Origin of the sequence: Rathayibacter sp. AY1B6 (assembly GCF_002932755.1) — a bacterium.
Taxonomy (GTDB): Bacteria; Actinomycetota; Actinomycetes; order Actinomycetales; family Microbacteriaceae; genus Rathayibacter.
Window position 1 is genome coordinate 70,124 of sequence record NZ_PSWL01000015.1, and the last position, 22,731, is coordinate 92,854.

The following is a 22,731-nucleotide window of genomic DNA, read 5'->3' on the forward strand; positions in this document are numbered from 1 at the left end:
GAACTGGCGCTCAGGCGGAGGTCCGCGCGGTCCGCACCGCCCCGATGCTCGCGGCGACCACGAGCGCGATCCCGACCGCCTCGACGGCGCTGAGGCGCTGGCCGAGCACGAGGAAGCCCGAGAGCGCGGCCGCCCCGGGGGAGAGCGACATCAGGATCGAGAACGTGGAGGAGCGCAGGCGCCGCAGCGCCAGCAGCTCCAGCGCGTAGGGCACCGCGGAGGAGAGCACCGCCACGGCGAGCCCGAGGAGCAGTACCGGCGGCACCACCAGGGCGGGTCCGGCGGAGGCGAGGCCGAACGGGAGCGAGACGATCGCGCCGGCCGCGAGAGCCAGCGCGAGCCCGTCGATCCCCTGGAACCGCCCGCCGGTGCGGCCGGCGAAGACGATGTACGCGGCCCAGAGCACCGCGGCCCCCAGCGCGAAGCCGACGCCCACCGGGTCCAGCGCCGAGAACCCGCCCTGCGACAGGGTCACCACTCCGGCCAGCGCGAGCACCGCCCAGACCAGGCTCAGCACGCTCCTCCCGGCGATCACCGAGAGCGTCAGCGGCCCGAGCACCTCGAGGGTGACGGCGGCCCCCTGCGGGATCCGGGCGATGGCCTCGTAGTAGCAGGCGTTCATCCCGCCCAGCGCGAGGCCGTAGGCGGCGACGGTGAGCCAGTCACCGCGGCTGTGACCGCGCAGCCGCGGCCGGCACACCAGGAGCAGCACGGCGGCCGAGAACACCAGCCGGAGCGTCACGGTGCCGATCGGCCCCGCGGCGGGGAAGAGCAGCACGGCGAAGGAGGCGCCGAGCTGCACGCTGGCGACCGACCCCAGCACCAGGCCGATCGAGCCCGCGCTCGCCGGGCGCAACTCGGGGGCGGCTGCTCCGCTCAGCTGGAGCGCCGCTGCGTCTGCACGGGCGGGACGTTGTAGCCGAGCAGGCCGACGCCGGTCGCGTCCCAGCGCAGCGTGGTCAGCGAGACGTTGTCCACCACGGGGAAGATGTGCCGGTAGGTCTCGGGGTTGATGCCGAGGTAGGCGCACAGCAGGAGGCGGATGAGCGTGCCGTGCGCGACGACGAGCACGCGGCCGTCGGGGTGCTCGCGGTGGATGCGGGCGAGCGAGGTGTTCGCGCGGGCGACGGCGTCGAGGCCGGACTCGCCGCCGGGCATCGGCTGGATGGCCGGTGCGGCGACCCACGCGTGGTACTCGTCCGGGAAGCGCTTCTCCATCTCGTCGGTGGTCAGCCCCTCGCCGCGGCCGAAGTCGACCTCGACCAGCGCCGGGTCGGGCTGCAGCTCGAGGTGGGCGGCCCGCGCGGCGGGCACGGCGGTGCGCACGGCCCGGACCAGGGTGGAGGAGTACACCGCCTCGAGGTCGGCGTCGACGGCCCAGGCGGCCAGAGTCGCCGCCTGGTCCTGGCCCCGGGGGGTCAGCGCGATGTCGGAGGAGCCCGCGAAGCGGTTCTCGGAGTGCCAGACAGTCTCTCCGTGCCGGGCGAGGATCAGGGTCGTCACCCCCTGAGCCTACCGACCGTGCGGGCCTGCGGGCCCCGCGCTCAGGCGGCGGGGACGCCGTAGTGCGCGTCGACCATCACCGGGAGGTGGTCCGAGACGCCCTGGGGCAGCGTGGAGACCCGCTCGATCCGCACCGAGTCGCTGATGGCGAAGTCGAAGTGGCCGCTGAAGTAGCGGTAGCGCGCGTAGGTCGGGGAGTCGCTCCGCGAGACCAGGTAGCCGTTCCGGGTCATCCGACGGTCGAGTCCGCGGAAGAACCACGGGTAGTTGTAGTCGCCGACCATCAGGGAGGGGGTGTCCGGCGCGTACTCGCGCAGCCGGTTGAGCGCCTCGTCGATCTGCTTGCGGCGCAGGGCGTTGCCGGCGGACAGCGGAGCGGCGTGGAAGGAGGACACGGCGATCGAGCCGCCGTCGCGGTCGTCGAGGCGGACGGCCAGCAGGCGCTCGTGAGCGGGGGACATCACTCGGTCGTGCATGGACTTGCTGAGCTCGAACGCGGCGCTGCCGGAGAGCTCGAAACGGTCCTGCGAGTAGTAGACGGCCAGGCCCAGGCGGTTGCGGGCCGTGACCGACGCGAGCCGGAGCGAGCCCACCTCCTGCGGCAGCTTCGTGGTGTCGCACTCCTGCAGGCACAGGACGTCGATGTCGTGGCGGGCGGCGAGGGGGGCGATCTCGGCGTGCGCTCGGTGCTCCCGGAGGTTGTAGGAGATCACGCGGAGGGCGCGTTCGGTCGGCTGCATTTCGCCAGTGTAGGGCGCACCGCCCGAGCGCCGGCCGACCCTCCGGCGAACACGGAGGGACCTCCTCGGAACGCGGTCGGAACGTTCGCCGACCGGCCGGGGAGGTCCCTCGCGGAGCCGTGTCAGTGCTGCTCGGTGCCCGAGGCGCCGGTCTCGGCATCGGTGCCGTGGACGCCGTCGGTGGGGCCCCAGTCGGGCAGCGGGGGGTTCTGCTCCTCGCCGTCGGCGCCGACGCCGTCGGCCAGGGGGGAGGCCGCGCCGCCGACCTCGTCGAGGCCCGCGGAGGTGCCGGTCTCGGTGGCGGGGTCGGGCGTGCGCGCGCCGTCGGTCGTGTCGGTGGGGGTGGGCTCGATGTCGTAGTCGGAGCTGCTCATGTCCCGACGCTACGACTCCGCCGCCCGCGGGGGCACCCCCTTGCGCTCCCGCGAACGACGGAGGCCCCCCGCACCGGGAAGGTGCGAGGGGCCTCGGAAGGGGAGTGCTCAGCGTCCGTAGGCGGAGGCGGCGGGGCAGTCGAACGGGTCGCCGCCGGCCGACAGGCCGACCTTGTTGAGGTAGCGGACGACGATCGCGTACGACTCCATCAGCGAGGTCTCGGTGTAGGGGATCTGGTGGGTGGTGCAGTACTCCTTGGCGATGACCTGCGCGCGGCGCAGCGCCGGGCGGGGCATGTTCGGGAAGAGGTGGTGCTCCACCTGGTAGTTGAGGCCGCCCATGTAGAGGTCGGTGAACCAGGTGCTGCGGATGCTGCGCGAGGTGAGGACCTGGCGGCGGAGGAAGTCGACGCGCGCCTCCTTCGGCAGCAGCGGCATGCCCTTGTGGTTCGGCGCGAACGAGGCGCCCATGTAGAGGCCGAAGACGCCCAGCTGCACGCCGACGAAGGCGAACGCCATGCCGAGGGGGAGGGCCCAGAAGACGACGGCGAGGTAGAGGCCGACGCGGGTGACGAGCATAGTGATCTCGACCCAGCGCTTGTCGACCTTGCCCTTGCCGAACACGGTGCGGAAGCCGTGCAGGTGCAGGTTGAGGCCCTCGAGCAGCAGCAGCGGGAAGAACGCGTAGCCCTGGCGGCGGGTGAGCCAGGCGTAGAGGCCGCGCGAGCGGGCCGCGTCCTCGGCGGTGAAGGAGACGACGTCGCGCTCGATGTCCGGGTCCTTGCCCAGCACGTTCGGGTTCGCGTGGTGGCGGCTGTGCTTGGTCATCCACCAGGAGTAGCTGATGCCGACGAAGAGGTTCGCGAGGGTGCGCCCCGCGATGTCGTTGGCCTTGCCGGACTCGAACACCTGGCGGTGCGAGGCCTCGTGGGCGAGGAAGGCGAACTGCGTCAGCACGATGCCGAGGGCGGCGGCGAGCAGGAGCTGGAACCAGGAGTCGCCCAGCAGGACGAAGCCGGTGACGATGCCGCCGAGCGCGAGGACCAGCGCGCCGAACATCGTGTAGTAGAAGCCGGTGCGGCGGCGGAGGAGCCCCGCGTCGCGGACCGTGCTGAGGAGACCGGAGTACTCGGTCGTCGGGTTGACGCGGCCGTCGGCGCGGGGGCGGGTGCGGACGACGCGGGGGGCGCCTCCGGTGACGGACGTGGTGGTGGGGGTGCTCATCGGCGCCTCGCTCTTCGTGGTGACCGTCGGCGTCGACGGTCTCTCGGCGAGCGATCCCGACGGGGGCGGTCCGCTCATGGTTCACCGCGTCGGTAGGGGCCGGACGCGGCAGCAGGGCGACCGGGGTCAAGGGCAACCTGGTGTGAACACTACGGGGACGGCGGCGGCTCCGCACCATGGCGATTGCCAGCCTTCGCTCCGCGCGTGTCGGGAAGGGGGTGCGCCTCCGGCGGGACCGCCGCCGGAGGCGCACGGGCTCAGGAGCCGATCGAGTCCTGGGGGCGGCCGGACTTGAGCGCGGCGAGGCGCGCCTCCACCTCGGTCATCTCGCCGAGGTCCTCGAGCGACTCGAACTGCGCGTCCAGGCTCGAGGAGGCGAGCTCCTCCGCGCCTCGGACGCGGGCCTCCTCGCGGCGGATCTTCTGCTCGAAGCGGCTCACCTCGCTCGTCGGGTCCATCAGGTCGATGCTCTTCACGGCGTCCTGGACCTGGCTCTGCGCCTCGACGGTCTTCGAGCGGGCGATCAGCTCGTCGCGCTTGCTCGAGAGCTGCTGCAGCTTCTCGCGCATCTGGTTCAGGCCCGACTTGAGCTTGTCGACGACCTCGGTCTGCGAGGCGATGGTCGGCTCGGCGTCCTTCGCCTCCTTCTCCGACTGGATCTGGCGCTGCAGAGCGACCTTGGCCAGCGCGTCGAACTTGTCGGCGTCGCCGGCGCTGCCGCCGGTGCGCAGCTCGTCGGCCTTGCGGCTCGCGGCGAGGGCCTTGCCGCCCCACTCCTGGGCGTTCTGCACGTCCTCGCGGTAGTCGTCCTCGAGCAGCCGCAGGTTGCCGATCGTGGTGGCGATCGCCGCCTCCGCGTCGCGGATGCTGTCGGTGTAGTCGCGGACCATCTGGTCGAGCATCTTCTGCGGATCCTCGGCCTGGTCGAGGAGCGCGTTGATGTTGGCCTTCGCGAGCTGCGCGATGCGGCCGAAGATCGACTGTCTCTGAGCCATGGGTGTCTCTCCTTGCGTCGTGGGTGGTGCCGGATGTCGGAGGTGGTGCCGGAGTCGTGGGGGAGGTGGTGGAAGTGGTCGTGCGCGGATGCCCGAGGGGCGCTCAGAAGCGCCCGCCTCCGCCGCGGCGTCCTCCTCCGCCGCTGCTGCGCCCGCCGCCGAAGCCGCCGCCGCCGGAGCGCCGGGACGAGCCTCCGCCGCCGAAGCCGCCGCTGAAGCCTCCGCCGCCGAAGCCGCCCGAGCGGTAGCCGCTGCGGCGTCCGCCTCCGAGGAGCGACTCGACCAGGATCCCGCCGAGGAACGCACCGGTCGTGTCTCCTCCGTAGGGGCTGCCGACGGCGTTCGGGGCGGAGTAGGAGCCCGCGTCGGCCCGTGCCCGCTCGAGCGCCTGCTGGGCGAGCTGCGAGGCGCGCTGGGCGGAGGCGAGAGCCTCGCGGGGGTCGGTGGCGGCGATGCGCTCGGCGTACTCGGCCGAGCGGGCGGCCTCGGCGACGCGGGTGCGCGCCTCCGAGCCGACCGCTCCGCGGCGGGCCGCGATGAAGTCCTCGGCCGCCGAGACGCGGCTGCGGGCGGAGGTGAGCTCGGCGCCGAGGGCGGCCCGCTCGCGCTCGCGCTGGGCCTGCGCGTCGCGGAACCCGCCGACGGCGGCGTCGATCGTGGCGTCGGCGGCGGTGAGCGCCTCGAGCAGGGCGAGCGGGTCGTTCGGACGCACGGCGGCGGCGCGCTCCACGTCGTCGAGGGCGGCCTCGGTCGTGGCGACCGCCGCGGCGACGTTCTGCGCCTGCGCGGCGGACTCCGCGTCCTGGGAGGCGGCGAGCGCTCGTCCCTGTGCCACGTCGGCTCGGATCTCGGCGATGCGGCCGGCGAGGGACGCCTCCGCCTTCTGCAGCTCGTCGCCCCGCGTGGCCACCGCGTCGACGAGGCCGGAGGCCTGCTCGGCCGCCTGCTGCCCCGCGCGCAGCAGCACGGCGGCGCGGCCGGAGTCGCCGGCCTGCAGCGCCTGCTGGGCGCCCGCGAGCTGGTCGCGGGTGAAGCGGAGACGGTCCTCCGCCTGGTCGGCGTCGTCGCCCACGTCGTCGATCGCGGTCGGCGCGTAGCGGGAGGCGAGCTCGGCGAGGCGGGCCCGCGCCGAGGGGAGGCGGTCGCCGACCTCGGCGGCGCGGGCCGTGAGCGCGGCGGCGACCTGCGACGCGTTCTTCTCGAGGTCGCGCAGCTCCTCGAACGCGCTCGCGCGCTCGTCGAGCGTCCGCTCGGCGTCGGCGCAGAGCTGGAGGATGCGCTGGTAGCCGTCGCGGCGCTCCTGATCGGTCTCCGGCTCGGCGTCGTCGAGGCGCTGCTGCAGGGTGAAGGCCTCGCCGAGCAGGCGCTTCGCGGTGACCAGCGCCTCGCGGAACGCGCCGGTCGCGTCGGCGCCGAACTGCGCCTCCGCGAAGCCGACCTCCTGCTCGCTGGTGCGGACGGCGTCGTCGGCGTGGACGAGGGCCGACCCGGCGCGGGTGGCGAGCTCGTCGATCGAGGCCTCCACCGCCTCCTGGGCGCGGCGCTTCCGCGCGCGGCGGACGAGCAGCAGCACCACGAGGCCGATCACGACGAGGGCCGCGAGCACGCCGAGGGCGATCAGCAGCCCCGAGCCGAGGGACTCGCCGGCGCTGGGCGCGTCGAGGCGCTGCCCGATCCCGTCGGCGGCGGCCACTGCGGCTCCGGCCCAGTCGCCGTCGGCGAGCCTCGGCTCGATGTCGTCGGACTGGAGCGAGGAGATCTGCGCGTCGTCGAGGGCGAAGCCCTGCGCGACCGACACCTGGTACTGGCGGGCGTCGACCGCGACGGCCAGGAGGACGTCGTCGGTGCCCAGCCCGTTGCGGGTCGCGGTCGCGTCCGCCCACGCGGCGCGGTCGGACGGATCCGAGAAGGAGTCGACGAAGGCGACGAACAGCTGCACGCGGTGCTGGTCGTAGAGGGCCCGCGAGGCCTGCTCGATCTCGGTGGTCTCTCCGGAGCTCAGCACGCCGACCGAGTCGAGGACGGTGGAGGAGGAGAAGGAGACCGGCGACTCGGCCGTCGCCGCGGTCGCGGGGACCAGCGCGAGGACCGCGGCGATCAGGAGGGCCGCGAGCGCCGGCAGCCGCCGGGAGCTCACGGGGTGGTGGGGTCTCGCCGGCATCGCGCACACTCCTTCGTCGTCGCCTCCCGAGTGTAGACAGCCCGGGCGTCCGAGCAGGGGTCGGGAGGCGGCAGGCCGTCGACCGCGTGCCCGGGGTGCGGAGGATGGGAGAACGCCGGGAGGTGGAATGGACCTGCTCCGCGCGCGGTTGCCGCCCGGAGTGCGCCGCAGGTGCACGTGCCTCCCCCTCAGGGCAGCCCCCTGAGACAGCTCCGAAGAAAGGCGATCCCATGGATCCGTTCTCCCCCCTCACCGCCGGCGACCTCGACCTCCCCAACCGCATCGTCCTGGCACCGATGACGCGCCTGCGCTCCGACGAGCAGGGCGTCCCCGGCGCGATCGTCGCCGAGTACTACGCCCAGCGCGCGAGCATGGGCCTGCTGATCAGCGAGGGCGTCTTCCCGAGCGCCGAGTCCAAGGGCTACGCCGGGCAGCCCGGCATCGAGACCGACGCGCAGGCCGCGGGCTGGCGCGCCGTCGCCGACGCCGTGCACGCCGCCGGCGGCCGCATCGTCATGCAGCTGATGAACGCGGGCCGCGTCTCGCACACCGAGATCACCGGCACCGACCGCATCGTCGCCCCGAGCGCCGTCGCGATCGACGGAGAGGTGCACACCCCCTCCGGCAAGAAGCCCTTCCCGGTGCCGCACGCGCTGACCACCGAGGAGCTGGGGACCGTCCGCGACGAGTTCGTCGCCGCCGCCCGCCGCGCGATCGATGCCGGCTTCGACGGAGTCGAGGTGCACGGCGCCAACGGCTACCTGCTGCACGAGTTCCTCTCGCCCGTCTCGAACGTGCGCACCGACCAGTACGGCGGAACCCCGGCCGAGCGCGCCGCGTTCCCGCTCGAGGTCACCCGCGCCATCGTGGACGAGGTCGGAGCGGGCCGCGTCGGCATCCGCCTCTCGCCGGCCCACAACATCCAGGACGTCGTCGAGACCGACGCCGACGACGTGCGCGCCACCTACGAGGCCGTCGTCGACGGGCTCGCCCCGCTCGGCCTGGCCTACCTCAGCGTCCTGCACGCCGAGCCGGCCGGCGAGCTGGTCCAGGACCTCCGATCGCGCTTCGACGGCGTCTTCATCGCCAACAGCGGCTTCGGCTCGCCGACAAGCCGCGAGGAGGCGACCGAGCTGATCACCGAGGGCCACGCCGACGCCGTGGCCGTCGGCCGCCCGGCGATCGCCAACCCCGACCTCGTCGAGCGCTGGCAGGGCGGGCACCCCGAGAACGAGGTCGTCCAGGAGACGGTCTACGGCGGAGGAGCCGAGGGCTACACCGACTACGAGCCCCTCTCGGCGTAGTCGCGACTCACGCGGAAGGCCCGCTCCCTCGAGGGGGAGCGGGCCTTCCGCGTGCCGGGGGCGGTCAGCTCTCGCTGCCCCGGCTCTTCAGCTCGGACTCGATGCGGGCGTCCTGCTCGGGCGAGAGCTCGTGGTCCTCGTCCTCCGGGCCGGCCGTCTCGCCGACGCGGCCCTCGCCGAGGGCGTGGATCGAGGTGATCTCGTCCTCGAGTGCGGCGTCGCGGTCGTGCTCGCTCACGAGCCGGTCTCGATCTCCCCGGCGGAGACGGCCTCGGCGTACTTGCGGAGGTCCGGGCCGGGCTCGAAGTCGATGAAGCGGTCCTTGAGGCGCGCGTTCAGCTCGGCGAACACGTCCTCCCAGGGCTCGCCCTTCTTGCTCGTCGCAAGGTCGAGCACCGCCTCGCGGAGGACCCTGTCCGAGTCCTCGAGGATCTTGTCGCGGGCTTCGTCGTTCCAGCGGATGTCCTGTGCGTCCATGCTCCGACCGTAGGCGCGGGGCCGGGGCGCCCCAAGGACTTGCGGGCGGGGGGCGGGAGGCGTAGGAGCCCGCCCCCCCCGTTCATGCCAGAGCCGGCAGGACGTCGCGCTCGGACAGCTCGATGCCGCTGCGGTCGGAGGCGGCTTCGGGGAAGGAGAGGACGCCGTCGTCGGCGCGCCGGGCGAGGTCGCGCAGGGTGCGCCACCTGACGGCGGGGTCGATGCCGACGAGGTCGTGGCGCCGGCCCTGGGGGAGGAGGAGTCCGAATCGCATGCCGCCGACCCTAGGACGGCCCGCCCCCGAGGTCGAGGGGGTCGCGGTGCTCGCGTACGCTTCCGACCGATGCTGACCTTCACAGAGGATCTCGGACTCCCCGTCCTCGCGCTGATGATCCTCGCCGCCTTCGCGGCCGGCTGGATCGACGCGGTCGTGGGCGGCGGCGGACTCCTCCAGCTCCCCGCACTGCTCCTCGTTCCCGGGATCTCGCCCGTGCAGGCGCTCGCCACGAACAAGCTGGCCTCGATCTTCGGCACGACCACCAGCGCGATCACCTACTACCGGCGCGCGAAGCCCGATCTGCGCACCGCGCTGCCGATGGCGGCGGTCGCCCTCGCAGGCAGCTACGGAGGCGCGACGCTCGCCGGCCTCCTCCCGGCCGCGGTGTTCAAGCCGATCATCGTCGTCGCGCTGATCGTGGTCGCGGTGGTGACGATCGCGCGCCCGGCGCTGGGCAGCGTCACGGCGCTCAAGCACGCGGGCCGGCGCCACCTCGTCACGGCCGCGGTGCTGGGACTCCTGGTCGGCTTCTACGACGGCCTGATCGGACCGGGCACCGGGACCTTCCTGATCATCGCCCTGATCACCGCGCTGGGCTACGACTTCCTGCTCGCCAGCGCCAAGGCGAAGATCGTCAACGTCGCGACCAACCTCGGCGCCCTGCTCTACTTCGTGCCGGGCGGCCACGTGATCGGGCTGCTCGGCCTCGTGATGGGCGTGGCGAACGTGGCGGGCGCCTACCTCGGCTCGCGGATGGCCGTCGCCCGAGGCAGCCGCTTCATCCGCGTCGCGTTCCTCGTCGTCGTCGGCGCCCTGATCCTCAAGGTCGGCTCCGACGTCTGGACGGAGAACCTGGCGCCGCTGCTGCGCTAGCGCGGGCTGCGGGACCGAGCCGCGGAACGAGGACGGGACCCCCTGCCGCAGCAGAAGGTCCCGTCCTCGTTCCGATCATCCGGCGCTCCGGCGCTCCGGCGCTCCGCCCCTCCGGCCTCAGCCGAAGGGGATCGAGCCGACCAGCACGCCGACGGCGAGCATGACCAGCGAGACGATCACCGCGCGCCACAGCACCTTGCGGTGGTGGTCGCCGAGGTTCACCGCGGCGAGGGAGACGAGCAGGAGGATCGCCGGGACCAGCGGGCTCTGGAGGTGGACCGGCTGCCCGGTGATCGAGGCGCGGGCCATCTCGACCGGCGAGATGCCGTAGTTCGCCGCGCTCTCCGAGAGCACGGGGAGGATGCCGTAGTAGAACGCGTCGTTCGACATGAAGAAGGTCATCGGGATGCTGAGCACACCGGTGATCACGGCGAGGAACGGGCCCAGCGCCGGCGGGATCACCGCAACGACCCACTCCGCCATGGCGTCGACCATGCCCGTGCCGTTGAGGACGCCGATCAGCACGCCGGCCGCCAGCACCATCGACACGACGCCCACGATGCTCGGCGCGTGCTTGACGATCTCGGCCGCCTGGTCCTTCATCTTCGGGAAGTTGATCAGGAGGGCGACCGCGGAGCCGACCATGAACACGTAGGGCAGCGGCAGGACGTCGGCGACCAGCAGCGTCATCACCGCGAGGGTCAGGACCAGGTTCACCCAGATCAGCTTCGGGCGCAGCGTCTCGCGCTCGGGGTCGAGCATCGTGTCGGCCATCGCGGTGTCGGCGTCGTCGGCCTGCACGCGGGCGGCGACGGCGACCTGGGCTCCGCGCAGGGCCTGGGGGCCGCGGAGGAAGGAGAAGCGCTCCCGGGCGACGGTGCGGATGCCCCCGGTCAGCGCCGCGAGGCCGCCGGTGCGGGCGCCGCCCGAGCGGGAGGAGGAGCCGCGGCCGGCGCCGACGAGCTCCTGCTCGAGCATCGGCTCGGCCAGCGCGAGCGAGCCGAGGCGGCGGCGCTCGCCGAGCCCGAGGAACCAGGCGAAGACGAGCGTGACGGCCAGGCCCACCGCGAGCGAGGGGAGCATCGGCACGAAGATCTCGCTCGGCGAGACCTGGAGGGCCGCGGCGGCGCGCACCGTCGGTCCGCCCCAGGGGACGATGTTGAGCGTGCCGTTGGCCAGGCCGGCGACGCAGGTCAGCACGACCGGGTTCATCCCCAGGCGCAGGTAGATCGGGAGCATCGCGGCGGTGGTGACGATGAACGTGGTCGAGCCGTCGCCGTCGAGCGAGACCGCGCCGGCCAGCAGCGCCGTGCCGAGCACGACCTTCGCCGGGTCGTCGCCGAGCGCGCGGACGATGAAGCGGATCAGCGGGTCGAAGAGCCCGACGTCGATCATGATCCCGAAGTACATGATCGCGAACATCAGCAGCGCGGCCGTGGGCGCGAGGCTGCCGATCGCCTCGAGGACCATGTCGCCGATGCCGAGGCCGGCGCCCGCGAAGAGGCCGAAGATCGTCGGCACGACGATCAGGGCGACCATCGGCGTCAGCCGCTTGGTCATGATCAGGGCCATGAAGGCCAGGATCATCGTGAAACCGAGTACTACCAACACAGCTGACTCCTTCGTCCAGTGCCTCCGCCCGCGCTCGGCGGGAGAGCCGGCCGGGAGATGCTGGAAACCCTAGGCAGCCCCTCGTCCGGCGCCGGGGTATCGCTCATTACGGCGACATCTGCGCATAGTGTGGCTTCTGCGCATTCTGCGCACGACGACGGCGAGGAGGCCCCGATGCGCTTCGCGACCCACGTCCTGGTCCTGCAGCTCGCCACGGTGTCGGCCGCTGTGCTGGTCTGCGCCGGGCTCGTCACCGCGCTCAGCGTCCAGCAGCTGCGCGGCGAGGCGGAGGGGACGGCGCTCGCCATCGCCCGCACCGTCGCCGAGGACCCCGACGTGCGCGACGCGGTCGCCGCGTCCTCCGCCGTGCCCGGCGCGCCCGCCGCCTCGGAGCTGCGCGGCGGACCGCTCGAGGACGTCGCCGCCGCCGTCGAGCAGCGCACCGGCGCGCTCTTCGTCGTGATCACCGACGACCAGGGCATCCGCCTCGCCCACCCCGACGAGGACCGCCTCGGCGAGCGGGTCTCGACCAGCCCCGACGAGGCGCTCGCCGGGCGCGAGAGCGTCTCGTGGGGCACCGGCACGCTGGGCGAGTCGGCACGCGCCAAGGTCCCGGTCTTCGCCGCGGGGGAGCAGCGGGTCGTCGGCGAGGTCAGCATCGGCTTCGCGCGCTCCAGCGTCTTCACCGACCTGCCGACCGCGCTGCTCGGCGTGCTGGCCGCGGCGCTCGCCGGGCTGGTGCTCGCCGCCGTCGCCTCCGTCTTCATCCGCCGCCGCCTGCTGCGCCTGACGCTCGGCCTCGCCCCGGAGGAGCTCACCTCGCTCGTGCAGGACCAGGCCGCCGTGCTCGACGGGGTCGACGAGGGAGTGCTCGCGCTCGACCGCGACGGGCGCGTCGGCGTCTGCAACGCGCGCGCCGCCGCGATCCTCGGCTCCGACGACCCGACCGGGCGGGCGCTGCACGGGCGGCCGCTCACGGAGCTCGACCTGCCCGTTCCGCTGGCCGACGCGATCGGCGCCGCGCTGCACTCCGTCGAGCCGCCCCGCCCCGGCGGCGAGGAGGGCTTCGTCGTCCGCTCCCGCATCGTCTACGTCGACATCCGCCGGGTGACCCGCGGCGACCGCGACCTGGGCGTGGTGGTGGTGCTGCGCGACCGCACCGACCTCGCCGCGCTGAGCCGGCGCCTCGACGCGGTCGGCGCGATGACCAACGCGCTCCGAGTGCAGCGGCACGAGTTCGCCAACCGCCTGCACGTGGTCGCCGGCCTGCTGGACGCGGGGCGGACCGCCTCGGCGCGCGACTACCTCGACGAGGTCCTGACCCGCGGCCCGCTCAAGTACCCGGTGCAGCACGCCGACCGGCTGCAGGAGCCGTACCTGCAGGCTCTCGTCGGAGCCAAGGGGATCGAGGCGGCCGAGCGCGGCGTGCTGCTGACGCTCGGCGAGGAGACGCTGGTGCGCGGCACCGTCGTCGAGCCGGAGGACGTCGCCACGGTGGTCGGGAACCTCGTGGACAACGCGGTGCGCGCGGCGGTCGAGGGGCGGCGCGACGTGCGCTTCGTCGAGGTCGAGCTGCTCGACGACGGCGACGCGCTGTTCGTGACGGTCGCCGACTCCGGCGACGGGGTGCTCGATCCGGACTCGCTGTTCGACCGGGCCGGCGCGGGCGACCCCGTCGAGGACGACGGGCGCGTGCACGGCCGGGGCTTCGGACTGCCGCTGTGCCGCGAGGTGGCAGCCCGACGCGGTGGCGAGGTCTGGCTGGCGGACGCCGGCGGAGCGGAGTCGGGGGCCGTGCTCTGCGCGCGCCTCCCCGGAGCGGTGCGGCCGCCGGAGCAGGACGGGGACGGGTCATGAGCGCGGACACGGCGCGGGAGCGCACGGTGCTGGTGGTGGACGACGACTTCCGGGTCGCGCAGCTGCACGCGGACCTGGTCGAGGCGCGGCAGGGGCTGACGGCCCTTCCTCCGGTGCACACGGCGCGGGCGGCACGGGCGGCCGTCGCCGAGCACGCGCCCGATCTGCTGCTGCTCGACGTGCACCTGCCGGACCAGAGCGGGATCGCCCTGCTCCGCGAGCTCGACACCGACGCGTTCGTGGTGAGCGCCGCCTCCGACGGGGCGACGGTGCGGCGCGCCCTGCACGCGGGAGCGCTCGGGTACCTCATCAAGCCGTTCGAGGCGCGCCTGCTCGGCGAGCGCCTGGACGCGTACGTGCGGTTCCGGAACGTGCTGCGGGAGGACCGCGCGGCGGATCAGGAGGCCGTCGAGCGGGCCCTGCGCATCCTGCACTCCGGTGACGCCACCGTCGCGCAGCCTTCGCGCTCTGCGACCGAGCAGCTCGTCCTCGCGCGCCTGGCCGAGTCGGGCGCCGAGCTCTCGGCTCTCGAGGTGGCCGAGCGGGCCGGCATCTCGCGCGCCACCGCCCAGCGGTACCTCTCTGGCCTCGCCGGCCGCGGCCTCGTCGAGATGACGCTCAGCTACGGCACCACCGGCCGCCCCGAGCACCGGTACCGCGCCCGCTGACCCGACCGGGCGGGAGCACGCGCGCGCTTCGAGCCGAACCGACGATCCGCGTGTCAGCGTATCGACGTAGGCGATCGCGCCCCGCTCTCGGGGACGCGGCCGCCTCTGAGGGCCGACTGCGGTGCGCCGCTCCGCGGCGCACGAGAGAGCACCGTCGAACAGGCGATCCGCGTGTCAGCGGCTCGTCGTAGGCGGTCGGGACCCGCTCTCGGGAACTCGACCGCCAGTAGCCCGACCGCTGCGCACCGGCACGCGGCGTTCGGTCGAGCCGAACGAGCGATCCGCGTGTCAGCGGATCGTTCTAGGCGGTCGGGACCCGCTCTCGGGAAACCGACCGCCTAGGGGAGCCGACTGCGGTGCGCCGCGTCGCGGCGCACGAGACGACTCAGTGCGTGGCGTCGACGTCCGCGCCCGCGGCCTCGGCCACGCGGCGGCGCTCGGCGGCCTCGGCGGCCATGCGGCGGCCCTTGGGGCTGACGAGGGAGGCGATCACCGTGATCACCAGGACGCCGATGATGACCGAGAGCGACAGTCCGGTCCCGATCTCGAAGACCTCCACGTGCTCGCCGTTGTTGATGAACGGCAGGTTGTTCTCGTGGAGCGCGTGCAGGATCAGCTTCACGCCGATGAAGGCGAGGATCGCGGCGAGGCCGATGCTGAGGTACACGAGGCGGTCGAGCAGGCCGTCGATGAGGAAGTACAGCTGGCGCAGGCCCAGCAGCGAGAACGCGGTCGCCGTGAAGACGAGGTACACGTCGCTGGTGAGGCCGAAGATCGCCGGCACGCTGTCGAGGGCGAACAGGATGTCCGTTCCGCCGATCGCCGCCATGACGAGGATCATCGGCGTGAGGACCTTCTTGCCGTCGATGTGCGTGTAGAACTTGTCGCCGTCGTACTGGTCGCTCGTCTTGAAGATCCGCTTGGCCAGGCGCACCATCACGTTGTCGCTGGAGTGGTCGTCGCCCGGCTTGACCAGGTTGAACGCGGTCAGCAGCAGGATCAGGCCGAAGATGTAGAAGACCCAGGCGAACGAGTTGATCAGCGCGGCGCCGAGGAAGATGAAGCCGGTGCGGGCGATCAGCGCGAAGACGATGCCGAAGAGGAGCACCTTCTGCTGGTCGGCGCGGGGCACCTTGAAGCTCGCCATGATGATGAGGAAGACGAACAGGTTGTCGACCGAGAGGGCCTTCTCGGTGATGTAGCCGGCGAAGTACTCCGATCCGGGCGTCGCTCCGCCGAAGACCAGGACGCCGAGCCCGAAGAGCACGGCGATGCCGACGTAGAGCGCCGACCAGATCGACGACTCCTTCAGCGTGGGCTCGTGGGCCTTCCGGACGTGGAAGAAGAAGTCGAAGAGCAGGAGCAGGACGATGAAGACGATCGTCAGGGTCCAGATCAGGGGCGATACGGTCATGAAGGGGCTGGCCTCGCTCGTGAAGGGGGTCGGGGGACGGTCGCGGGGGTCGCTCGTCAAGGGAAAAGGTAGCGAGGCACCGTGACGAGCAGGGTGTCGGCCGATGGATCGTGAGTATCTTCTCAGTTGTCAGCGCGTCCCTCGCGTGCAGCGGCCGGAGCGCCACACTGGTCACCATGACCGGCGCCGCTGTCGACAGGACCTTCGAGGACGCCTCCGGCGTCGTCATCCACTACCGCTGGTGGGCGCACCCCTCGCCCCGCGCGATCGTGCAGCTGGCCCACGGCGTCGGGGAGCACTCGGGGCGCTACGTCGAGCTGGCGGAGGCGCTGGTGGCCGCCGGGTACGCGGTCGCGGCGGACGACCACCGCGGGCACGGCCGGACCGGCCTCGAGCAGCACGGCGGCGACTCCTCCCGGCTCGGACTGCTGGGGCCGGGCGGCCTGCGCGCGACCGAGGCGGCGATCCTCCGGCTGACGGAGCTGCTCGCGGAGGAGAGCCCCGGCGTGCCGATCGTGCTGCTCGGCCACTCCTGGGGGTCGCTCATGGCGCAGCGGATCGTCGACCACCACTCCGGTGCCTACGCCGCGCTCGTGCTCAGCGGCACGGCCTACCGCCTCCCGGGGCACATGAACGCGGGCGACCTGGCGAAGCGGCACCGCGTCGCCGGCGGCCTCGGCCTCGAATGGCTCTCGCGCGACCCGGAGGTCTGGCAGCGGTTCCACGACGACCCCCTGACCTTCACCACGCCGCTCGCGAAGCGGATCGGACTGGTCGAGACCCTGCGGCTCGTCGGCCGCCCCCGGCGCGGGTCCGCGCATCCGCTGCCGCTGCTGCTGGTCGTGGGCGCCGACGACACCCTCGGCGGCGAGCGGTCGGTGCGCGCGCTCGCCCAGGCCTACCGGCGGCGGGCCGGGTACACGGACGTCTCGGTGCGGGTGTACCCGGAGGCGCGGCACGAGCTGTTCCAGGAGCTCAACCGGGCCGAGGTCACGGCCGATCTCGTGGAGTGGCTGGACGAGCGCTTCCCCGCCCCGGCTCGCGCCTAGGCTGGCGTCATGCATGGCGAGTACAAGGTCCCCGGCGGAAAGCTCGTGGTCGTCGACCTCGACGTGATCGACGGGAGGTTCGCCGGGTTCCGCCTGGCGGGCGACTTCTTCCTCGAGCCCGACACGGCGCTCGACGACATCGACCGCGCGGTCGTGGGCCTGCCGGCCGAGACCGACGCGAAGTCCATCGCCGCCGCCATCCGGCAGGCGCTCCCGGCCGATGCTGTCCTGCTCGGCTTCACGCCCGAGGCCGTCGCGGTCGCGATCCGCCGCTCGCTGCAGAAGGCGACCAGCTGGCGCGACTACGACTGGCGCATCGTGCACGATCGGGCCGTCCCTCCCGCGACCCACCTGGCGCTCGACGAGGTGCTGACCGCCGCGGTCGGCGAGGGCCGCCGCGAGCCGACGCTGCGGATCTGGGAGTGGGACCAGCCGGCCGTCGTGATCGGCAGCTTCCAGTCGCTCCGCAACGAGGTCGACCTGGACAACGCGGCGAAGTACGGCGTCGACGTGGTCCGCCGCATCTCCGGCGGCGGCGCGATGTTCATGGAGGCGGGCAGCGTCGTCACGTACTCCCTCTACGTCCCCGGCGACCTCGTCCAGGGGCTGACCTTCGCCGACTCCTACGCCTTCCTCGACGAGTGGGCCGTCAGCGCGCTGCAGTCGCTCGGGATCGACGCGGTCTACCAGCCGCTCAACGACATCACCTCGCCCTCGGGCAAGATCGGCGGCGCCGCGCAGAAGCGCCTGGGCTCCGGCGCGGTCCTCCACCACGTGACCATGAGCTACGACATCGACGCCGAGAAGATGGTGCAGGTGCTGCGGATCGGCCGCGAGAAGCTCTCGGACAAGGGCATCGCGTCGGCCGTGAAGCGCGTCGACCCTCTGCGCAGCCAGACCGGGCTCAGCCGCGCGGAGATCATCGAGCGGATGAAGGCGACCTTCGTGCAGCTGCACGGCGGCGAGGCGGGGACGCTGACCGAGGAGGAGTACGCGGCGGCGGAGGAGCTGGTGCGGACGAAGTACTCGACTCCGGAGTGGCTGCGGCGCGTCCCCTGATCGGCGGGTCCCGGCCGGGCGTCCGCGGACCGGCTCGCCCGGGCGGCGGAGGGCCGGACGGGCGGGAGCCTCTCAGCTCGCGAGGAGCTCCTGGTAGTCCGGGTGCTCGGCGATGAACTCGGCGACGAACGGGCACGCCGGGACGATGCGCCCGCCGAAGCGCTCGTGCGCATCGTCGAGGGCGGCCTCGACGAGGGTCTCGCCGAGCCCCTCGTGGCGGTGCTCCGGCGCGATCTCGGTGTGGAGGAAGACCACGTCGCGGCCGCGGACGGCGTAGTCCGCGACTCCGACGGTCTCGCCGTCGAGCCAGAGCGTGTAGCGGGACGAGTCCTCGTCGTGGCGCACCTCGGAGATCATCGCGCCACTCTACGCCGGAGCCTCCCCGGCACCCGTCGAGCGCGGGCGCGAGGCGCGGAGCGTGTCGCCGGGTTCGCGCGCACTGGCACAATTGGCGGGTGCCCAGGACGATCCAGATCGCGGACGGCGTCCCGGAGTCGCGGAGCGCGGTGTTCCACGCCGACAACCTCGAGGTCCTGCCGCAGCTGGCCGACGGGGCCTTCACCGTCGTCTACCTCGACCCGCCGTTCAACACCGGCCGGGCGCAGGTGCGGACCTCGACCACCTCCGTGCGCTCCACCACCGGCACGATCGCCGGCTTCAAGGGGCGCAGCTACGAGCGGATCCGCGGCGACCTCCTCCGCTACGACGACCGCTTCGACGACTACTGGTCGTTCCTCGAGCCTCGTCTGGCCGAGGCGTGGCGGCTCCTCGCCGACGACGGGACCCTCTACCTCCACCTCGACTACCGGGAGGCGCACTACGCGAAGGTGCTGCTCGACGCGCTCTTCGGCCGCGAGTGCTTCCTCAACGAGATCATCTGGGCGTACGACTACGGAGCGAAGGCCACGCGCCGCTGGCCGACGAAGCACGACACGATCCTGGTCTACGTGAAGGACCCGCGCGGCTACCACTTCGACTCCGCCGCCGTGGACCGCGAGCCGTACATGGCGCCGGGCCTGGTGACCCCCGAGAAGGCCGAGCGCGGCAAGCGGCCGACCGACGTGTGGTGGCACACGATCGTCTCGCCGACCGGCCGCGAGAAGACGGGGTACCCGACGCAGAAGCCGGAGGGGATCCTCCGCCGCATCGTGCAGGCGTCGAGCCGCGAGGGCGACGCCGTGCTCGACTTCTTCGCCGGCTCCGGAACGACCGGCGCGGTCGCCCACGCCCTGGGCCGCCGCTTCGTCCTCGTCGACGAGCACGCCGACGCGGTCGCCGTGATGCGCCGCCGCTTCGCCGCCCTCGACCCGGCGCCGCTCTTCCTCTGACGCGGGGGCTCGCGACTCCTCGGACGTCGCCGTAGTCGCTCGCGACCCCGGCGGCTTCCGCGTCTGCCCGGCGACTCCGACTGTCCAGGAGTTGTCGCAATCGAGGTCGGTCGCTTCCACAGTTCAGAAATCGTCGCACTCGACGCCGCTCACTCCGAATGTCCAGGAGTTGTCGCACTCGACGCCGACTGCGACAACTCCTGGACAGTCCCGGCGGGAGGCACGCCTCCCCAGGGGCGGGATCGGCGGCTCGTCCACAGAATGCGGACCGCGAGAGTCGGACGAGGATCACGGACCGCCAGGATCGCGGCATGACCAGCATCGACCTCGGAGCATTCACCCGCCGCGCGGCGGTCCGCGCCGGAGTGACGGACGCGCAGCTGCGCGGTCCCGCTCTGGCCAGCCCCTTCCATGGAGTGCGCACGCGAGTGATGCCGGTCACGCACCTCGAGCGAGCCGCCGCCTACCTGCCCCGGCTGCGGCCCTGGCAGCTCTTCTCCCATCTGACCGCCGCCGAGGCCTGGGGGGTGCCGCTGCCGGCGCGGCGGGAAGGCGATGATCCGATCCACGTGGCGGCCACGAGCCCGCATCGGCCCCCGAGGACGCGAGGAGTGATCGGTCACACTCTCACGGAGACCGACAGGATCCTGCGGCACGGGCTGCCGGTCACGGGAGCGGCGTCGACCTGGATCGCGCTCGCACCGCTTCTGTCCGCTCGCGATCTCCTCGCTGCGACGGATCACCTCCTCTTCGAGCCGCGCTATCCGCGCCGGGACGATCCCCGTCCGCACGTCCGACTGCCGGAGCTTCAGGAGCGCCTGGCATCCCACCACGGCCGGGGCCGGCGCACGCTGATCGCCGCGCTGCGGCTGGCATCGACCGGAGCCGCCTCGCGGAGAGAGACGTGGCTCCGTGCGCTCGTCGAGGAAGCGGGACTTCCGGTGCCCGAGGTGAACGCCGAGATCAGGCTCGGCGGTCGGCTGCTCGCGGTCGGCGACCTGGTCTTCGAGCGCTGGAAGGTGGTGGCGGAGTACGACGGCGGACAGCACCGGACGGACGACGCGCAGTTCTCACGCGACCGTGAGCGGCTGCTGGCCCTTCACCTCGCGGGCTGGATCGTCGTGGTCGTGCGCGCGGAAGGTCTGACCCGTGGCCGGGCGCAGACGATCGCCGAGCTCCGTGCCGCTCTCGAGGCCCACGGCTGGCGACCGTGAGGCCCCCCGGCGAGGGACCCGCACGACGGTCGCCCGAACTCCCGCGACTGTCCGGAAGTCGTCGCACTCGGCCTCGACTGCGACGACTCCTGGACACTCGCGGGCCGGGGTCAGCTGCTGGCGCGGACGACCAGCGACGTCGGCATCAGCGTGCGGTGCTCCACGGGGAGCCCCTCGATGCGAGCGGTCAGCAGCTCCACCATGCGGGCTCCGAGCTCGTCGGGGAGCTGGCGCACCGTGGTCAGCGCGGGCACGGCGTTCCGGGCGAAGAGGTCGTCGTCGAAGCCGACGACGGACACGTCCTCGGGGATCCGGCGCCCGGCCTCGCGGAGGGCCGCGTAGGCGCCGACCGCCATCTGGTCGTTCGCGGCGAAGACGCCGTCCAGATCGGGGTCGCGGGCGAGGAGGCGGCGCATCGCCTCGGTGCCGCTGGCCGGCGAGAAGTCGCCCCGCTCGACGAGGTCGTCGGCGAGGCCGGCGTCGTTGAGGGCGCCGCGCCAGCCGATCAGGCGGTCGACGCCCGGCGGCATGTCGGCGGGTCCCGCGATGGTCGCGATCCGGCGCCGGCCGCGCTCGATGAGGTGCGCGGTGCCGACGGCCGCCCCTTCCGTGTTGTCCACGTCCACGAAGTAGGAGCCGCGCTCGTCCGGCGAGAGCGGCCGGCCCCCGAAGACGATCGGCAGCGTGCCCGAGAGCGCGGCGTAGGAGTGGTCGCCCGAGTGGTGCGAGACCACGAGCGCACCGTCGACGTTGCCGCCGAGCAGGTACCGCCGCGTCTTCTCGCCGTCCGTCTCCGAGGCGATCAGCATCGAGAGCGTGTAGTCCGTGTCGGCCAGGCGCATCGCGGCGCCCTGCACGATCGAGGCGAAGAACGGGTCCGCGAAGACGCGGGCGGTCGACTCCGGCACGATCAGCGCGATCGACTGCGTGCGCCGCGACGCGAGCATCCGCGCCGCGTGGTTGGGCACGTAGTCGAGCTCGCCGATCGCCTTCTCCACGGCGGCCACGATCTCGGCGGCCACCTGCGGGGCGCCGTTGACCACCCGCGAGACCGTCGCGCGCGAGACTCCGGCCCGCGCCGCGACCATCTCGAGGGTGGGGGAGCGGCCCCCGCCGCGGACGCCCGTCGGCTCGCTCACGGGTCAGTCCAGGATCGCCGCGGCGCTGCCGCCGAGCAGCCGGGAGTAGACCAGGCCCGAGTCCTTCACGATCCGCTCCTGCGTGCCGTAGTCGACGCGCACGATGCCGAAGCGCTTCTCGTAGCCCCAGGCCCACTCGTAGTTGTCGAGGAGGGACCAGACGAAGTAGCCGCGGACGTCGGCGCCCTGGTCGATCGCGTCGGCGACCTTCTCGACGTGGTCGAGCACGTACTGCGTGCGGTCCGCGTCGTGCACGCGGCCGTCCTCGACGACGTCGTCGTAGGCGGCGCCGTTCTCGGTCACGTAGAGCGGAGGGAGGTTCTCGTACTCGAGGCCCAGGCGGGTCAGCAGGTAGCGCAGCCCGTCGGGGTTCACCTCCCAGTCCATCGCGGTGCGCGGCAGCCCGCGCGACGGGAAGGTGATGAACTCGGAGCCGACCCAGGGGGAGCCGACCTCGCGGTCGGTCGCCTGGGCGAAGTCGTCCGCCCCGGCCGGCAGCGGGTGGGCCGAGACGTTGTCGTCGTGGTAGTGGTTCACGCCGAGGAAGTCGAGCGGGAGCGAGATGAGGTCGAGGTCGCCGTCGACGATCAGCTCGTCGAGGCCGAGCCCGGCGACGTCCTCGAGCAGGTCCTCGGGGTACTCGCCGAGCAGCAGCGGGTCGAGGAAGATCCGGTTCTGGAGGGCGTCGAAGCGGCGTGCCGCGTCGAGGTCGGCCTCGTCCTCGGGGTCGTCGGGGACGGCGTTCGAGAGGTTGAGCGTGATGCCCAGGTTCTGCGCGCCGAGCTGCCGGAGCGTCGAGACGGCCAGCCCGTGGGCGAGGTGCGTGTGGTGCACGGCGGCGAGAGCCTTCTGCTGCGAGATCACGCCGGGGGCGTGCACGCCCGCGCCGTAGGAGAGCAGGGTCGAGCAGAACGGCTCGTTGAACGTCGTCCAGTGCTGCACCCGGTCGCCGAGGCTCTCGTAGACGGCCTCGGCGTAGTCCCGGAAGCGCTCGGCGGTGTCGCGGTTCGCCCAGCCGCCGGTCTCCTCGACGGCCTGCGGGAGGTCCCAGTGGTAGAGCGTGAGCCACGGCAGCACGCCGGCGCCGAGCAGCTCGTCGACCAGACGGGAGTAGAAGTCGAGGCCCTCGGGGTTCACCGCGCGGTCGCCCGGCTTGACGCGCGCCCAGCTGACCGAGAAGCGGTAGGAGCCGAGCCCCAGCTCCTTCATCAGCCGCACGTCCGCGGGCATCCGGTGGTAGTGGTCCACCGCGACCTCGGGGGTGTCGCCCTTCGCGACCGCTCCGGGGACGCGGGAGAACGCGTCCCAGATGCTGTCCTCCTTGCCGCCCTCGTGGCCGGCGCCCTCGATCTGTGCGGCGGCTGTCGCGGAACCCCAGAGGAAGCCGGCGGGCCAGTCGCGGACGGCGAGCCGGTCGGCGCGGGCGATCTGCTCCGAGAGGCTCGGGGTCGCGGGGGAGGGGGT

At 72.9% G+C, this 22,731-nt stretch carries 23 protein-coding genes; 8 read left to right on the forward strand and 15 right to left on the reverse strand.

What is annotated here, in order from left to right; all coding sequences use genetic code 11:
* Positions 1-10: 10 nt before the first annotated feature.
* The 7 genes from C5D08_RS09820 to C5D08_RS09850 form a co-directional block, all read right to left on the reverse strand.
* Positions 11-856, reverse strand: a complete 846-nt coding sequence (locus C5D08_RS09820) for a DMT family transporter (RefSeq protein ID WP_219815169.1) — start codon at positions 854-856, stop codon at positions 11-13.
* A gap of 20 nt (positions 857-876) precedes the next feature.
* The gene (locus C5D08_RS09825; RefSeq protein WP_104276893.1) at positions 877-1,503 is read right to left on the reverse strand and encodes a histidine phosphatase family protein; all 627 of its coding nucleotides are present in this window, start codon (positions 1,501-1,503) and stop codon (positions 877-879) included.
* A gap of 41 nt (positions 1,504-1,544) precedes the next feature.
* The gene (locus tag C5D08_RS09830; RefSeq protein ID WP_104223855.1) at positions 1,545-2,243 is read right to left on the reverse strand and encodes an endonuclease/exonuclease/phosphatase family protein; all 699 of its coding nucleotides are present in this window, start codon (positions 2,241-2,243) and stop codon (positions 1,545-1,547) included.
* Positions 2,244-2,365: 122 nt separating this feature from the next.
* Positions 2,366-2,617, reverse strand: coding sequence for a hypothetical protein (locus C5D08_RS09835; RefSeq protein WP_104276894.1), 252 nt, complete (start codon positions 2,615-2,617; stop codon positions 2,366-2,368).
* Between the two features lie 108 nt (positions 2,618-2,725).
* Complete coding sequence (locus C5D08_RS09840; RefSeq protein WP_104292262.1) at positions 2,726-3,841, reverse strand: acyl-CoA desaturase; 1,116 nt, start codon at positions 3,839-3,841, stop codon at positions 2,726-2,728.
* A gap of 257 nt (positions 3,842-4,098) precedes the next feature.
* On the reverse strand, positions 4,099-4,836 hold the full coding sequence (locus C5D08_RS09845) for a PspA/IM30 family protein (RefSeq protein ID WP_104223858.1): 738 nt from the start codon (positions 4,834-4,836) through the stop codon (positions 4,099-4,101).
* A gap of 103 nt (positions 4,837-4,939) precedes the next feature.
* Positions 4,940-6,997, reverse strand: a complete 2,058-nt coding sequence (locus C5D08_RS09850; protein ID WP_104276895.1) for a TPM domain-containing protein — start codon at positions 6,995-6,997, stop codon at positions 4,940-4,942.
* A gap of 230 nt (positions 6,998-7,227) precedes the next feature.
* Here C5D08_RS09850 and C5D08_RS09855 point away from each other — a divergent pair, with 230 nt between their 5' ends.
* Positions 7,228-8,301, forward strand: coding sequence for an alkene reductase (locus tag C5D08_RS09855; protein ID WP_104276896.1), 1,074 nt, complete (start codon positions 7,228-7,230; stop codon positions 8,299-8,301).
* Positions 8,302-8,365: 64 nt separating this feature from the next.
* On the opposite strand, the gene C5D08_RS17005 is transcribed toward C5D08_RS09855, so the two are convergent.
* The 3 genes from C5D08_RS17005 to C5D08_RS17205 form a co-directional block, all read right to left on the reverse strand.
* Positions 8,366-8,539, reverse strand: a complete 174-nt coding sequence (locus C5D08_RS17005; RefSeq protein WP_160035225.1) for a hypothetical protein — start codon at positions 8,537-8,539, stop codon at positions 8,366-8,368.
* The gene (locus C5D08_RS09860) at positions 8,536-8,778 is read right to left on the reverse strand and encodes a hypothetical protein (protein ID WP_068251275.1); all 243 of its coding nucleotides are present in this window, start codon (positions 8,776-8,778) and stop codon (positions 8,536-8,538) included. Before C5D08_RS09860 ends, C5D08_RS17005 begins: the two co-directional genes overlap by 4 nt.
* 82 nt (positions 8,779-8,860) lie before the next feature.
* Positions 8,861-9,052, reverse strand: coding sequence for a hypothetical protein (locus tag C5D08_RS17205; RefSeq protein WP_104305168.1), 192 nt, complete (start codon positions 9,050-9,052; stop codon positions 8,861-8,863).
* A gap of 69 nt (positions 9,053-9,121) precedes the next feature.
* On the opposite strand from C5D08_RS17205, the gene C5D08_RS09870 reads away from it, so the two are divergent.
* Positions 9,122-9,928, forward strand: a complete 807-nt coding sequence (locus C5D08_RS09870) for a TSUP family transporter (RefSeq protein WP_104276897.1) — start codon at positions 9,122-9,124, stop codon at positions 9,926-9,928.
* A 117-nt stretch (positions 9,929-10,045) separates the two neighbouring features.
* Here C5D08_RS09870 and C5D08_RS09875 read toward each other — a convergent pair whose 3' ends face one another.
* Positions 10,046-11,515, reverse strand: coding sequence for a CitMHS family transporter (locus C5D08_RS09875; protein ID WP_104276898.1), 1,470 nt, complete (start codon positions 11,513-11,515; stop codon positions 10,046-10,048).
* A 198-nt stretch (positions 11,516-11,713) separates the two neighbouring features.
* Here C5D08_RS09875 and C5D08_RS09880 point away from each other — a divergent pair, with 198 nt between their 5' ends.
* Together C5D08_RS09880 and C5D08_RS09885 are read left to right on the forward strand one after the other, a co-directional pair.
* The gene (locus C5D08_RS09880; RefSeq protein WP_104276899.1) at positions 11,714-13,396 is read left to right on the forward strand and encodes a sensor histidine kinase; all 1,683 of its coding nucleotides are present in this window, start codon (positions 11,714-11,716) and stop codon (positions 13,394-13,396) included.
* A complete protein-coding gene (locus C5D08_RS09885; protein WP_104276900.1) occupies positions 13,393-14,064 on the forward strand; it encodes a response regulator in 672 nt (223 codons plus the stop codon). The genes C5D08_RS09880 and C5D08_RS09885 overlap by 4 nt, the downstream gene beginning before the upstream one ends.
* Before the next feature lie 385 nt (positions 14,065-14,449).
* Here C5D08_RS09885 and C5D08_RS09890 read toward each other — a convergent pair whose 3' ends face one another.
* Positions 14,450-15,478, reverse strand: coding sequence for a TerC family protein (locus C5D08_RS09890; protein WP_104223866.1), 1,029 nt, complete (start codon positions 15,476-15,478; stop codon positions 14,450-14,452).
* Between the two features lie 176 nt (positions 15,479-15,654).
* On the opposite strand from C5D08_RS09890, the gene C5D08_RS09895 reads away from it, so the two are divergent.
* On the forward strand, positions 15,655-16,527 hold the full coding sequence (locus tag C5D08_RS09895) for an alpha/beta fold hydrolase (RefSeq protein ID WP_104276901.1): 873 nt from the start codon (positions 15,655-15,657) through the stop codon (positions 16,525-16,527).
* 9 nt (positions 16,528-16,536) lie between these two features.
* Complete coding sequence (locus tag C5D08_RS09900) at positions 16,537-17,586, forward strand: biotin/lipoate A/B protein ligase family protein (protein ID WP_104276902.1); 1,050 nt, start codon at positions 16,537-16,539, stop codon at positions 17,584-17,586.
* Positions 17,587-17,658: 72 nt separating this feature from the next.
* Here the strand turns inward: C5D08_RS09900 and C5D08_RS09905 are convergent, their stop codons facing one another.
* Positions 17,659-17,943 (reverse strand): GNAT family N-acetyltransferase, encoded by a 285-nt coding sequence (locus C5D08_RS09905; protein WP_104233160.1) that lies wholly within the window; start codon positions 17,941-17,943, stop codon positions 17,659-17,661.
* Between the two features lie 98 nt (positions 17,944-18,041).
* On the opposite strand from C5D08_RS09905, the gene C5D08_RS09910 reads away from it, so the two are divergent.
* Complete coding sequence (locus C5D08_RS09910; protein ID WP_104225160.1) at positions 18,042-18,914, forward strand: site-specific DNA-methyltransferase; 873 nt, start codon at positions 18,042-18,044, stop codon at positions 18,912-18,914.
* Positions 18,915-19,225: 311 nt separating this feature from the next.
* The gene (locus tag C5D08_RS09915) at positions 19,226-20,128 is read left to right on the forward strand and encodes a hypothetical protein (protein WP_104276903.1); all 903 of its coding nucleotides are present in this window, start codon (positions 19,226-19,228) and stop codon (positions 20,126-20,128) included.
* A 110-nt stretch (positions 20,129-20,238) separates the two neighbouring features.
* Here C5D08_RS09915 and C5D08_RS09920 read toward each other — a convergent pair whose 3' ends face one another.
* Together C5D08_RS09920 and C5D08_RS09925 are read right to left on the reverse strand one after the other, a co-directional pair.
* Positions 20,239-21,216 carry a LacI family DNA-binding transcriptional regulator gene (locus C5D08_RS09920; protein ID WP_104276910.1) on the reverse strand — a complete coding sequence of 326 codons (978 nt, stop codon included), beginning with the start codon at positions 21,214-21,216 and terminating at the stop codon, positions 20,239-20,241.
* Between the two features lie 54 nt (positions 21,217-21,270).
* Entirely contained in the window at positions 21,271-22,695 is a 1,425-nt protein-coding gene (locus C5D08_RS09925; protein WP_104276911.1) for a GH1 family beta-glucosidase, read from the reverse strand.
* Positions 22,696-22,731 lie beyond the last annotated feature (36 nt).

Coding starts and splice junctions, on each gene's coding strand:
- C5D08_RS09830 (WP_104223855.1), bottom strand. CDS start 2,243: ATGCAGCCGACCGAACGCGCCCTCCGCGTGATCTCCTACAACCTCCGG.
- C5D08_RS09835 (WP_104276894.1), bottom strand. CDS start 2,617: ATGAGCAGCTCCGACTACGACATCGAGCCCACCCCCACCGACACGACC.
- C5D08_RS09840 (WP_104292262.1), bottom strand. CDS start 3,841: ATGAGCACCCCCACCACCACGTCCGTCACCGGAGGCGCCCCCCGCGTC.
- C5D08_RS09845 (WP_104223858.1), bottom strand. CDS start 4,836: ATGGCTCAGAGACAGTCGATCTTCGGCCGCATCGCGCAGCTCGCGAAG.
- C5D08_RS09850 (WP_104276895.1), bottom strand. CDS start 6,997: ATGCCGGCGAGACCCCACCACCCCGTGAGCTCCCGGCGGCTGCCGGCG.
- C5D08_RS09855 (WP_104276896.1), top strand. CDS start 7,228: ATGGATCCGTTCTCCCCCCTCACCGCCGGCGACCTCGACCTCCCCAAC.
- C5D08_RS09860 (WP_068251275.1), bottom strand. CDS start 8,778: ATGGACGCACAGGACATCCGCTGGAACGACGAAGCCCGCGACAAGATC.
- C5D08_RS17205 (WP_104305168.1), bottom strand. CDS start 9,052: ATGCGATTCGGACTCCTCCTCCCCCAGGGCCGGCGCCACGACCTCGTC.
- C5D08_RS09870 (WP_104276897.1), top strand. CDS start 9,122: ATGCTGACCTTCACAGAGGATCTCGGACTCCCCGTCCTCGCGCTGATG.
- C5D08_RS09875 (WP_104276898.1), bottom strand. CDS start 11,515: ATGATCCTGGCCTTCATGGCCCTGATCATGACCAAGCGGCTGACGCCG.
- C5D08_RS09880 (WP_104276899.1), top strand. CDS start 11,714: ATGCGCTTCGCGACCCACGTCCTGGTCCTGCAGCTCGCCACGGTGTCG.
- C5D08_RS09885 (WP_104276900.1), top strand. CDS start 13,393: ATGAGCGCGGACACGGCGCGGGAGCGCACGGTGCTGGTGGTGGACGAC.
- C5D08_RS09890 (WP_104223866.1), bottom strand. CDS start 15,478: ATGACCGTATCGCCCCTGATCTGGACCCTGACGATCGTCTTCATCGTC.
- C5D08_RS09895 (WP_104276901.1), top strand. CDS start 15,655: ATGACCGGCGCCGCTGTCGACAGGACCTTCGAGGACGCCTCCGGCGTC.
- C5D08_RS09900 (WP_104276902.1), top strand. CDS start 16,537: ATGCATGGCGAGTACAAGGTCCCCGGCGGAAAGCTCGTGGTCGTCGAC.
- C5D08_RS09905 (WP_104233160.1), bottom strand. CDS start 17,943: ATGATCTCCGAGGTGCGCCACGACGAGGACTCGTCCCGCTACACGCTC.
- C5D08_RS09915 (WP_104276903.1), top strand. CDS start 19,226: ATGACCAGCATCGACCTCGGAGCATTCACCCGCCGCGCGGCGGTCCGC.
- C5D08_RS09920 (WP_104276910.1), bottom strand. CDS start 21,216: ATGGTCGCGGCGCGGGCCGGAGTCTCGCGCGCGACGGTCTCGCGGGTG.